We start from the raw sequence: 11915 nt of genomic DNA, 5'->3' as shown, positions 1-11915 counted from the left end.
TGGGCTGTTTATCTCGTATCCAGAACGCGACCGCATCGACGACATTCTGCGCAGTGCGACCAAAGACCAGATCAAGATCATTGTGGTCACCGACAGCGAGCGCATTCTCGGCCTGGGTGACCAAGGCATCGGTGGCATGGGTATTCCCATAGGCAAGCTGTCGCTCTACACCGCGTGCGGCGGGATCAGCCCGGCCTATACGCTGCCGATCGTGCTGGACGTCGGCACTAATAACCAAGAACTGCTCGACGACCCGATGTACATGGGTTGGCGCCATGAGCGTGTGACAGGTAAGGAATATAACGACTTCGTTGCATTGTTCATCGACGCTGTTCAGCGTCGCTGGCCTGAAGTGTTGTTGCAGTTCGAAGATTTCGCCCAGCCTAACGCGATGCCGTTGCTTGAGAAGTACCGCGACCAGCTGTGCTGCTTCAACGACGACATTCAAGGCACCGCTTCGGTGGCAGTCGGCACGCTGCTTGCCGCGTGTAAAGCCAAGCACGAAACCCTTGGTCAACAAGTGGTGGTGTTCGTGGGTGCAGGCTCTGCGGGCTGTGGTATCGCTGAGCACATCATTGCTGCAATGAAGATTGAAGGCCTGAGCGAAAGCGAAGCGCGTAAGCGTATCTTCATGGTCGATCGTCACGGTTTGCTGACAGACAAAATGGACGGCCTTTTGGACTTCCAGGCCCGTCTGGCACAGAAAACCACTGACGTAGCGAGCTGGGGTGCTGAGTCGTTCCCAACCTTGCTGGACGTTGTCAGTAACGCCAATGCCACCGTGATGATCGGTGTTTCGGGCCAACGCGGCCTGTTCACTGAACAAGTGGTTCGCGAGATGCACAAGCATTGCGCCAAGCCATTGATCATGCCGATGTCTAACCCAACGTCGAAAGTTGAAGCCACGCCAGAAGAAATCCTGCGTTGGACCGACGGCAATGCGTTGGTTGCTACCGGCAGCCCGTTCGCTCCGGTCGAGTTCAATGGGCGCACGATTAATATCGCGCAATGCAACAACTCGTACATCTTCCCGGGTATTGGCTTGGGCGTTATCGCCAGCAAGGCATCGCGCATCACCGACAAGATGCTAATGGCTGCCTCCAATGCATTGGCAGAGTGCTCGCCAGTGGTCACGGGTGAGGGTGATGCGGTATTGCCGCCGCTGAAGGACATTCAGGCAGTCAGCCGCAAGATCGCTTTGGCCGTGGCCAAGGAAGCTCAGGCTGAAGGCTTGGCGCTGGAAACGTCGGAAGAGATGCTGCAGGCGGCAATCGAGCGTAACTTCTGGATGCCGAACTACCGCACCTATCGTCGTCGCTCGGTCTGATCATCGTCTGATCTGACTCGCCTCGATTAAAGAAGGCCGCTGCTAGGTAACGTGCAGCGGCCTTTCTTTTTGCTCAAAAACACCTTATAGCTTGGCGCTGCTAACAATAAAAAAGATCGGCGAGGGATTCATGCACGCGACGGCTGAGCTCTATGATTATGTGATTGTTGGCGCCGGGCCTGCCGGCTGTTTACTGGCCAATCGACTCTCAAAAAACCCTGCGCACCGAGTGCTGCTGCTCGAAGCCGGCGGACAAGACAACTACCACTGGATTCATATCCCGGTGGGCTATCTGTACTGCATTGGCAATCCACGAACTGACTGGTGCTTCAAAACCGACGCTGAGCCGGGCCTGAACGGGCGCGCGCTGAACTACCCGCGAGGCCGAGTGCTGGGCGGTAGCTCTTCGATCAACGGCATGATCTATATGCGTGGCCAAGCTGGTGATTACGACGCGTGGGCGGCGCAGGGCAATAGCGGTTGGGACTGGGACCATGTTTTGCCGTTGTTCAAACGTTCGGAAAACCACTACGCCGGTAACTCGCCGATGCACAGTGCTGACGGTGAATGGCGGGTGGAACAACAGCGTTTGTCATGGGGGATTTTGGACGCTTTTCGCGATGCCGCAGCGGAGACTGGCATTGCCTCCGTCGAGGATTTCAACGGCGGCGACAATGAAGGCTGTAGTTACTTTCAGGTCAACCAACGGCGCGGCGTTCGCTGGAATGCCTCGAAAGCTTTTTTGCGGCCCATTGTGCAGCGCAAAAACCTCACGGTGCTGACGGGGGTTGAAGCGTCGCGCATTGAGTTTGATAACGGCCGCGCCAGCGCAGTGGTGGCGCGTGTCGGGCCGCGGGAGGAGCATTTTCAGGCCCGTCGAGAAATCCTGTTGTGCTGTGGCTCGATTGGCTCACCCGCACTGCTGCAACGTTCTGGGGTCGGGCCGCGACCTCTCTTGGAAAAGCTCGGCATCGGCGTACGCCATGAGTTACCGGGCGTGGGCAGTAATTTGCAGGATCACTTGCAGCTGCGCTTGATCTATAAAATTGGCAACGGCAAGACGCTCAACCAAATGGTCGGCAGCCTATGGGGCAAGATGAACATGGGCCTGCGTTATGCGATCAATCGCAGCGGTCCATTGGCCATGGCACCGAGCCAATTGGGCGCCTTTGCGCGGTCAGGCCCGGAGCAGCTGTCGGCTAATCTTGAATACCATGTGCAGCCGTTATCATTGGAGCGCTTCGGTGAACCCCTGCACAGCTTTGCTGCATTCACGGCATCGGTGTGCAACCTGCGTCCGCAGAGTCGTGGCTCGGTGGAGATCCGCTCGGCACGCATGGAAGATGCGCCATCAATTCGACCGAACTATCTGAGTAATGATGAAGACCTGAGAGTCGCCGCCGACGCCATTCGCCTGACCCGGCGCATTGCCGCTGCTCCGGCATTGGCCAGTTTCCAGCCGGTGGAGTATTTGCCCGGCGTCAGCCTGCAAACTGAAGAAGAGTTACGCCAGGCAGCACGCAGTATCGGTACTACGATTTTTCACCCGGTCGGCACCTGTAAAATGGGGCAGGGCGGTGACGCAGTGGTCGATGCGCGCTTGCGCGTACATGGCATTGCAGGCTTGCGGGTGGTAGACGCGTCGATCATGCCGAACATCGTCTCGGGCAACACCTGCTCGCCAACCCTGATGATTGCTGAAAAGGCCGCTGAAATGATCATTGCTGATGCGAATCTCACGTGAACTCACATTCCTCTGTGGGATCGAATTCATTCGGGAATGGCGACAACTCGGTTCTTCAGACAAACCGCGAATGCCGCTTCCCGAATAAATTCGGTCCTACAGATTCTTGGTATGGCGCTGGATTTGGGCATTTCAGAGATCCGGTGGGAGAGAACTTGTTCGCGAAGGCCACACGTTGGTCTGTCTGATGTACCGCGTCGTCTGGTTCCCGATATAGGTCCTATAGGGGATTTATGTTCTGCCCAATGACTAAAACGGTCGAGGCTCAGCGAAAAAACGCTAACCTCTGGACGCTTGTCGATAATCGTCCGCGAGATTAGATTTGGCTCTGCAACGAAACACCCCTTTCCTGCCCATGATCTGAAGGTCCCACCATGCCACTAGCCCGAATTGACTTAGCTGCAGACACCTCGCCTGAAACCGTCAAAGCGATAGGCGATGTTGTATACGACGCCATGACCCAAACCGCCAACGTCCCCGAACACGACAAATTTCAGATTGTGAACCGGCACGCAGGTGATGAACTGATCTACCCGGCCGCTGGTTATCTGGGCCAGACCTACACCTCTAAAATCGTGTTTATCCAGGTGACGTGGAATACCGGGCGCACGGTTGAAGTTAAAAAGGCCTTCTACAAAGCAGTCGCGGAGGGCATTCACGAGAAAACCGGCATTCGCAAAGAAGACGTTTGGATCAGCCTGGTCGAGGTCAATCGCGAAGACTGGTCGTTTGGCGGCGGCGAGATGCAATACGCGCCGAAGTAAGCGCAGTTGCCTGGACCCTGGGTCCCTCTTGACCTTCCTCCTGTGGCAAGCTTTAGCCTTCGGATTCAAATCCGCAGGCTCCCCCAGAGATGATCATGAAAAAATCCAAAATCTTCGCGTTGATCCTGCTTGGCTGCGTGTCCGGCCCACTCATGGCGGCTGATATGAGCCCGATGCAACACGAGTACATGACGTCGATGGGCCACATGAATGACTCAATGCAAGGCTCAATGATGGAAAAAAACCCGGATATTGCGTTTGCCAAGGGAATGCTTGCCCATCATCAAGGCGCCGTTGAGATGGCCAAGATTCAGTTGAAGTATGGCAAAGACCCGGAGATGCGAACGCTGGCTGAGAACGTCATCAAGTCGCAAGGCCCAGAGATTCAACAGATGCAGGCTTGGCTTGCCGCGCATCACTAGCTGCTGGGAGTGTGCTCGTACGCCGGGATGTTTTCCTACAGAAAAAGAATCCATTCGGACGTTTATCTGCGTTCTTTTCACAAAAAATTGATGCAAAGCTGATTAAGGTTTGTCACTTGGGGAAGTTTTATGACTCGACCGCGTTTGGGCAAGGTCTCACTTCATTAAGCGGTTACTTTATAAGCAGAGTGTCATGCCGAACGTTAACGCTTTACGCTCTGGCCCTGATGGCGACAAGCCTGTGCAACCGTATGGATTTTCCGGACGCTTAGCGCATTGGCGTGACGAGCAATTGGCTCGTCGGGCACTGAAAACTGCCGGTGAGCCGGGGCTGGTACTTGATTTGCCCAGCGGCGCAGGTCGCTTTTGGGCTGTCTTGACCGAACATAGCAATCGCGTCGTGCTTGCCGGCGATGATTCGACAGAAGCGCTCGCCATCGGTGAAGCAACGTTTCCTGCTGAAAAACTCAAGCGGATCAAAACCTTTCAAACCTCACCGCTTTCCATTGAGCTCTCGGCTAACGCCGTGGACTGCATATTTTGCATGCGCCTGTTTCATCATGTTGCTGATCAAGCTCATCGTGCGTCCATCCTGCGGGAATTTCACCGCGTCACCCGAGACACGGTGATCATCGCACTGTGGGTTGACGGCAATATCAAATCCTGGCGGCGCAAGCGCCTGGAGCGGGTTCGGGCGACGGATGAACCTGGGGTATTGAGGATGAATCGCTTCGTGGTGAGTCGTACGCAAATAGAAAGTGAGTTCGCCGCTGCGGGTTTTCAAATCCTCGGTCACCATGACGTATTACCCGGCTACGCCATGTGGCGGGTTTATGTGTTGCAGAAAGCGTAGGGCTCAATCCGATGACCGGTCTGTTTCTAGCCGGTGCATCGCAGGAAGTTGCTCAAGACTTGCAGTCCGGATGCGCGGTAATCAGTGATGCGATATATACTGCGCGCCATTCTTCAAGGGAGAGCCGTGTGGCCATCGATATTCATTGGATTCGCGACGACGCCAGCCTCGCCCAACATTGCGTCGAGTGGCAAGCCTTGCCATTCGTTGCCCTCGACACCGAATTCATGCGGGTCGACACTTTTTACCCCATCGCCGCGTTGCTGCAGATTGGAGACGGCGCTCGCGCCTACCTGATCGACCCGCTGCTGATCAATGATTGGGCACCGCTTTCTGCGCTGCTGGAAAATCCCGACGTCATCAAAGTGGTCCATGCGTGCAGTGAAGACCTTGAAGTGCTGCTGCGCTTGACCGGCAGCCTGCCCGCGCCACTGTTCGATACACAATTGGCCGCTGCTTACCTGAACCTTGGTTTCTCCATGGGCTACTCGCGATTGGTTCAGGAAATACTAGGCATCGAGTTACCCAAGGGCGAAACACGCTCCGACTGGTTGCAACGCCCGCTGTCTGACACACAAATAAGCTACGCCGCTGAAGATGCCGTGCACCTGGCTGAGGTGTACGCGATCCTCCAACCGAAGTTATCCACAGACAAACATGCCTGGTTGCTCGACGACGGTGCTGAACTGGTCGCCAACCTGCGACGTGAAATAGACCCGTACGATCTTTACCGTGATGCCAAGTTGGCGTGGAAGTTATCCCGCGCTCAATTGGCGGTACTGCGTGAGTTGTGTGCCTGGCGTGAGCGCGAGGCGCGATCGCGCAACCTGCCGCGTAACCGCGTGGTCCGTGAGCATTCACTCTGGCCGTTGGCCAAAACCCAGCCGGACAACCTGGCCGCGCTGGCGAAAATCGAAGACATTCACCCTAAAACCGTGCGTCAGGACGGCGAGTTCTTGATTGAACTGATCAAGACCTCCGCCAGTTTGCCGCCAGAACAGTGGCCAGCCGCGTTGCCCGAGCCGCTGCCGATCGAAGCGTCCAATGTCTTGAAGACCTTGCGCATGATTGGTCAGCAGCACGCCGAGCAATTAAACATGGCCCCTGAGCTCATGCTGCGTAAAAAGACCCTTGAAGCCCTGCTGAAAAGCGGCTACCCCAACGGTCCCTATCAATTGCCAGAGTCGCTGCGTGGCTGGCGCCGCGAACTGATGGGCCAGGCGCTGCTCGACAGCTTGGCTACTGCTGGAGAACAGCCTTGAAACGTATTTGCTCTATTTATAAAAGCCCGCGTAAAAACGAGATGTACCTGTATGTGCTCAAGAGCGATGCGCTGAAGAAAGTGCCGGCAGATCTGCTGATCGCCTTCGGTCCGCCGACGCACACCTTCGACATGGTACTCAGCCCTGAGCGCAAGCTGTCTCGCGAGGACATCAATCAGGTGCTCGCCAATCTCGACAAGCAGGGTTACCACCTGCAAATGCCCCCGGCAGAAGACGAGTACATCGAGCATTTGCCGGAAGAGTTGCTGCGCCGCAACGATCCACTGTAAACAGGGCCGGGCCAGATCGCCGGACTAACGTGCGCATCTGAAGTTTTATTGAGTGCGCTTACCGACAGGGCAGACCTTTGTCGACGTGTGCATGTTTTGTTTTTATAGGTTTTGAGCCATGCGCGTTCTGATTGCTGAACACGATTACCCGCTTTACACCCAATTACTTGGGCAACTGGCACCTGATATCGAAGTGATGAGCACCGGTGATGGCGCCGAGCTCTCACGACTGGCCGCCGAATGCCCTGTCTGGCTAGGTGCGCCGGACCTGTTCGCGACTTTGCTGCGCCAAGGCCACACCCCGCAATGGCTGCAATCGACCTGGGCCGGGATCACGCCTTTGCTGGCCGAGGGTCTCTCCAGGGAATACCGCCTGACCCGAGCCGTCGGCATTTTCGGCCAAGTCATGGCCGAATTTGTGCTGACCTACATGCTTGGTCACGAGCGTGAAGTGCTGGCGAGACTGGTCAGCCAAGTGGAGCGTAAATGGGACAGCCGCTTGAGTCAGAGCCTGGCAGGGCGCAAAGCGTTGATCGTCGGCGCGGGTGATATCGGTCTTAGCGTGGCGCAGTTCCTGATACCGTTCGGTGTCCAGGTTTACGGCATTGCTTCCACACCGCGTTCCCAGGCACCGTTCATTGAAGTGGGCGGTCTGGCGGATCTGGATCGTCTGGTGGGCGAAGTGGACTACGTGATCAACCTGCTGCCCAATACCCCCGAAACACATGATTTGTATGATGCAAAGCTGTTCGCGAAATTCAAACCTAGCGCGTTGTTCATCAACGTCGGGCGTGGCGTAGCGGTGGTGGATGCGGATTTGGTAGAAGCGCTCAAAGCCGGCCATTTGGCTGGCGCGGTCATCGACGTTTGTCGTCAGGAACCGTTGCCACAGCGTCACCCGTTCTGGACCGCCTGGGGTTTGCTGTTGACCGGGCACAGTTCGGCACCGACTTCACCGCCAGCGATGGTTCAGTTGTTCATCGAGAATGTTACAGCGTTCGAGGCAGGCGAGGCGTTACGCGGCGAAGTGGACTTTTCTCGCGGTTATTGAACGTTTGTTGATCGATGTCTGCTCTGGACAGTGCCCAGAGCAGACCCCGCGTTGCTTACAGGCTGAAATCGCCTTCGGCCGCCAACTCAGACAATGGACGGCGTGGGCTTGGGGTTTCCCGTGCCTGCAGGTACTCGGCGAGGGTTGATTTGTCGCCAAGTTTGCCGATCGCTACCGCTGCATGTAGCGCGTAGCCCTCGGGAATCCTCAATTCCTTGCGGGTCAGCTCCTGATCGAAACCGGCCATGCCGTGTGTGTGCCATCCGCTCAGGCTGGCTTGCAGGGCCAAATGTCCCCACGCCGAGCCGGTGTCGAACGTGTGCCACAAAGCAGGGCCTTCTTCTGTGGCGCCTGGTGCGGTGAACGTGGTTTTCGAGATCACGATCACCAGCGCTGAGGCGTGTTGTGCCCAGCTGCGGTTGAATTCGTTCAACAGGCCGAGGAAACGCTCCCAGTTTGGCGTATCGCGGCGCGCATACAGAAAGCGCCATGGCTGCGAGTTGTAAGCAGAAGGTGCCCAGCGTGCGGCTTCAAAAAAGCTCAGCAGTGTTTCTTGGCTGATGCCTTCGCCAGTGAACGCGCGGGGCGACCAGCGCTCAGTGAATTGCGGGTCAATCGGGTAGTCGGCGACGCGAGTATTAACGCTCATAGATATCCTGACAGGGCATTGATCGAAAAAATTGCCTGCACTCTGCTAAACCGGCCGTGCTGGCGTCTGCGAGATGGGCCGTGGCCGGCAGGCATCGTCGAAATTGGCACATAAAGTTACGTTGCCGCCGCTCATTTAACAAGTATGACCTTACCGACAGTCGCCAGCGCTTGGCCCACGTCACGTGTGCCACTAGACTGGCGGCCTTTTCACTCTCTAACGCTGATTGCCCAAACCCATGGCCGCTAAAGTCGAACCCTTCTGGAAACGCAAAACCCTCGAACAACTTGATCAGGACGAGTGGGAGTCGCTGTGCGATGGCTGTGGCTTGTGCTGCTTGCAAAAACTTGAGGATGAAGACGACAACAGCGTTTATTACACGCGCATCGCTTGTAAGTTGCTGGACCTGAAAACCTGCCAGTGCACCGATTACAGCAACCGCCGAGCCACTGTGCCCGATTGCATTCAACTAACGCCGGGGCAGGCCGACCAATTCAAATGGCTGCCACCCACCTGCGGTTACCGTTTGGTCAGCGAAGGCAAAGATTTGCCGCTTTGGCACCATTTGGTGTGCGGTGATCGCGATGCGGTCCACCAAGCGCGCATTTCTCAATCCGGACGCATGCTCAGCGAAAACAGCGTGTCCGAGGATGATTGGGAAGAGCACCTGATCTTTCGTGCTGGCTGAACAGGCCCGGTTTTACAAGGAGCGGTAAATCTGTGCGCCTCTCACTGCTGCTGTCACTGATGTTGCTGGTTGTCAGTGGTCCCTTGTGGGCCGCGAAAAAAGTCGATTTGGACTATCACGTCAAATTGCTGCCCGCCAGTGATCAGGCTGAGGTGCGGTTAACCCTTGCTCAGGGCTCTGCGGTGCGCAGTGTCGATTTCGATCTGGGTAGCCACGGCGATTACAGTGATTTCAAGGCTGACGGGGAATGGCAGTCTGACAATGGACGCGGTGTCTGGCGCCCCGCCAGCGGTAAAGCCAGCCTCACTTATCGCGCACGTATTGGCCATCCGCACGGTTCCGCCGTGGCGACGCCGAGTAGGGCGCTGACCTACGACACGCGCATGACCGCTAACTGGGCGCTACTGCGTGGCGAAGACCTGGTACCCAGGGCGCGTCTGGATCAGCAGGACGGTGTCGAGCTGGTGTCGCGCCTGGAGTTCGAGTTGCCGGCGGGATGGCGAAGCGTCGAAACCCCATGGCCGCGCATCGGCAAAAATCGTTTCCGGATCGATAACATTTCACGGCTGTTTGATCGTCCAACCGGTTGGATGCTGGCCGGCACCCTGGGCAGCCGTCGCACGCGTCTTGGTGATACCGACGTGACCGTGAGCGCGCCGCAAGGGCAGGGCATGCACCGAATGGACGTGCTGACGCTGTTGACGTTTATCTGGCCGCAGATGCAGGCCGTTTTTCCGCGTAACCCGCCCAAGTTGCTAGTGGTCGGTGCTGCGGATCAAATGTCCCATGGGGCAGTGGCGGCCAATGACTCGATCTTTTTTAACAGCGGCCGGCCGGTGATCAGTGAAAACGGAATCAGTCCGCTAGCGCGTGAATTGGTGCATGTGTTCAGCCGGATTAATGACAGTCATCACAGCGACTGGATCAAAGAGGGTATCGCCGAGTATTACGCTATCGAAGTGATGCACCGCGCCGGTGGCATGAGTGATGAGCGTTATCAGAGCGTGCAGCGCAATTTGACCAAGACCGGTAGCAAGGTCACCACCCTGCGCGGCGGCCGGGTTGATGCTGCAACGGTGGCGCGAGCGGTGCTGCTGTTGCGGGAATTGGATGCGGAGATTCGTCAGCAGACGAGCAATGAAAAATCGCTGGATGATGTGTGCCGGGGTTTGATGCGACTCAACACCGTCAGCACCAAAGAATTCATTCAACTCAGCGAAAGCGTTATCGGCGGCCCATCGAAGGTGTTGGCGAGCACGTTGCTGTAGTGAAATGAGAACCCGGTGGGAGCGAACTTGTTCGCGAAGCAGGCTACGTGGTCTGTCAAAGACACCGAGTTGTTCCTTTCGCGAACAAGTTCGCTCCTACAGAAATGCCGAAATCGGGCATCTATCTTAAATATCAGTCACCGGGCTTTTCAGCGAGTCATTACCGGTCACCGTCGCAGTTTCGGTGGCTGCTTTGGCCTTGGTTTTCAACTGGCCCAGCTCCGCGCCTACCCGTTCAATGCGTGAACGAGCCTTGTTCATTTCGTCGCGGTTTTTCTCTATCAGGTTTTTCGCACCGCAGTATCCGGTGATCCCGCGCGCCAGCACTGCGCCGCCGATAGCCAATTCAATCAGACCGAAAAAGCAGCCACGGCGCAGGCCTTTGCCGACCATCAATATGCCGCCGGCCAAAGAGGCAGCACGTTCTATGCCGTGCACGTTGCGCTGTGGATGGCTCTGAAAAGGGGTGGAGTCAATGCGTTCAACGATTGGGATATCGCTCATGTTCGTTCTCCATGATGAGATGAATAAGTTCACTTAAGCTGACTGCCCCAGCACCAAACTGTTCAATCAGAAATGCCGTCACTGGTCGCTAGCCGGGTGCCGAATTTGGGTCCCGAGCGGGTGTTGTTGCCCTTGGCCATGCGGTCATACAGCACCACGGCGACTGTCGCGGCCAGGTTCATGCAACCGTTGGTGGGGACGTAGACCACGTCTTCGCACCAGTCGCGGATGCTTTTATCCAGCGAGCCGTCTTCCGGGCCAAAGATATAGAGGGCGCGGTCAGGGTGGGTGTATTCAGGCAGTGAACGCGCGCCTTCGACCAGTTCTACGGCTACCGGAACACACCCCAGCGGTATGATTTTTTTCAAGTCATCAATGCCGATCAGCGGGATGTCCTGGTGGACTTTCTTGGTGTCGGTGATGAAGTCGCGGGCACGCTCATAGCGGGTTCCGGTGTAGAACACCGACGCCACGCCATAGCAGCCAGCTGCACGCATCACCGAGCCGACGTTCTCCGGTGACTTGGGGTTGTATAAACCAATGCAGCTGTACCGTTGATTTGCCACGTGCCGGTGCTCTTGAAGGAAAGGCGGCGATTATACGGCAGATCGACGCGGGGTAGGCCGGCGCTAAAAAACACGTGGGGAAACTGGCCTCGGTGTGGCCGCAACGCTGCCTTTGGCGGCCGGAAGTTTGAGCAGTCCGGACATCTCGCCAGTTTGCTGCACGAAGCCCTTCACCCACTGCACAAACGTCATTTCGCTCAAGGCATCGAGTGGCAACTGCGTGCAAAGCCGCACATCACCCTGATCATCCAACGCGAGCCAGCAACCGTGCATGGGGCCGGCATCGAAGTTCAGCCGCAGCAATTGCTCTAAGAGACGAGGGTCGGGATGCATTGCCAGTCTGCAGTGAAGAATGGCGACATCGCCAACGGGGGGGATCTCGACGATGACCACTTCTTTGCCCTTGTCGAACAACGCACAGACACCGTCTTCTAGCTTCAGCTCAGTCCCCAGGTATTTACCCAGTGCCGCAAGCAGGGCGGTTGTGTTTGCCATGAGATTTTCCTTTTTGGCGATTAACTCAAATG

General features: G+C 56.6%; 14 protein-coding genes. 10 read left to right on the top strand and 4 right to left on the bottom strand.

From position 1 onward, the window contains the following. From M0974_RS26465 to M0974_RS26430, 8 genes are all read left to right on the top strand, one after another. Positions 1-1327, top strand: a 1327-nt coding sequence (locus M0974_RS26465) for an NAD-dependent malic enzyme (RefSeq protein ID WP_297844092.1), incomplete at its 5' end; no start/stop codon positions are given. Between the two features lie 130 nt (positions 1328-1457). After that, positions 1458-3071, top strand: coding sequence for a GMC family oxidoreductase (locus tag M0974_RS26460; protein ID WP_297844090.1), 1614 nt, complete (start codon positions 1458-1460; stop codon positions 3069-3071). A 374-nt stretch (positions 3072-3445) separates the two neighbouring features. Further along, positions 3446-3835, top strand: a complete 390-nt coding sequence (locus M0974_RS26455; protein ID WP_297844088.1) for a tautomerase family protein — start codon at positions 3446-3448, stop codon at positions 3833-3835. A 95-nt stretch (positions 3836-3930) separates the two neighbouring features. Then, positions 3931-4257, top strand: a complete 327-nt coding sequence (locus M0974_RS26450; protein ID WP_297844086.1) for a DUF305 domain-containing protein — start codon at positions 3931-3933, stop codon at positions 4255-4257. A 193-nt stretch (positions 4258-4450) separates the two neighbouring features. Then, positions 4451-5110, top strand: a complete 660-nt coding sequence (locus tag M0974_RS26445; RefSeq protein WP_297844082.1) for a class I SAM-dependent methyltransferase — start codon at positions 4451-4453, stop codon at positions 5108-5110. Positions 5111-5238: 128 nt separating this feature from the next. Next, positions 5239-6372 (top strand): ribonuclease D, encoded by a 1134-nt coding sequence (rnd, locus tag M0974_RS26440; RefSeq protein ID WP_297844079.1) that lies wholly within the window; start codon positions 5239-5241, stop codon positions 6370-6372. After that, positions 6369-6662, top strand: coding sequence for a YcgL domain-containing protein (locus M0974_RS26435; protein ID WP_297844075.1), 294 nt, complete (start codon positions 6369-6371; stop codon positions 6660-6662). The genes rnd and M0974_RS26435 overlap by 4 nt, the downstream gene beginning before the upstream one ends. 118 nt (positions 6663-6780) lie before the next feature. Continuing rightward, on the top strand, positions 6781-7713 hold the full coding sequence (locus M0974_RS26430; protein WP_297844071.1) for a D-2-hydroxyacid dehydrogenase: 933 nt from the start codon (positions 6781-6783) through the stop codon (positions 7711-7713). Between the two features lie 55 nt (positions 7714-7768). On the opposite strand, the gene M0974_RS26425 is transcribed toward M0974_RS26430, so the two are convergent. Then, positions 7769-8362 (bottom strand): nitroreductase family protein, encoded by a 594-nt coding sequence (locus tag M0974_RS26425; RefSeq protein WP_297844068.1) that lies wholly within the window; start codon positions 8360-8362, stop codon positions 7769-7771. 238 nt (positions 8363-8600) lie between these two features. On the opposite strand from M0974_RS26425, the gene M0974_RS26420 reads away from it, so the two are divergent. Both M0974_RS26420 and M0974_RS26415 read left to right on the top strand, forming a co-directional pair. Beyond that, a complete protein-coding gene (locus M0974_RS26420) occupies positions 8601-9050 on the top strand; it encodes a YcgN family cysteine cluster protein (protein ID WP_297844065.1) in 450 nt (149 codons plus the stop codon). Positions 9051-9109: 59 nt separating this feature from the next. Next, positions 9110-10318 (top strand): hypothetical protein, encoded by a 1209-nt coding sequence (locus M0974_RS26415; protein WP_297844098.1) that lies wholly within the window; start codon positions 9110-9112, stop codon positions 10316-10318. 126 nt (positions 10319-10444) lie between these two features. Here M0974_RS26415 and M0974_RS26410 read toward each other — a convergent pair whose 3' ends face one another. From M0974_RS26410 to M0974_RS26400, 3 genes are all read right to left on the bottom strand, one after another. Further along, positions 10445-10822 carry a DUF2892 domain-containing protein gene (locus tag M0974_RS26410; protein WP_297844062.1) on the bottom strand — a complete coding sequence of 126 codons (378 nt, stop codon included), beginning with the start codon at positions 10820-10822 and terminating at the stop codon, positions 10445-10447. Positions 10823-10884: 62 nt separating this feature from the next. Next, a complete protein-coding gene (locus tag M0974_RS26405; RefSeq protein ID WP_297844059.1) occupies positions 10885-11388 on the bottom strand; it encodes an RNA methyltransferase in 504 nt (167 codons plus the stop codon). Positions 11389-11451: 63 nt separating this feature from the next. Continuing rightward, a complete protein-coding gene (locus M0974_RS26400; RefSeq protein WP_297844057.1) occupies positions 11452-11883 on the bottom strand; it encodes a type III secretion system chaperone in 432 nt (143 codons plus the stop codon). Between the last annotated feature and the right edge of the window lie 32 nt (positions 11884-11915).

The sequence above is a fragment of the Pseudomonas sp. genome, assembly GCF_026224925.1.
Classification (GTDB): Bacteria; Pseudomonadota; Gammaproteobacteria; order Pseudomonadales; family Pseudomonadaceae; genus Aquipseudomonas.
This window is presented reverse-complemented; position numbering and strand designations above follow the sequence as displayed.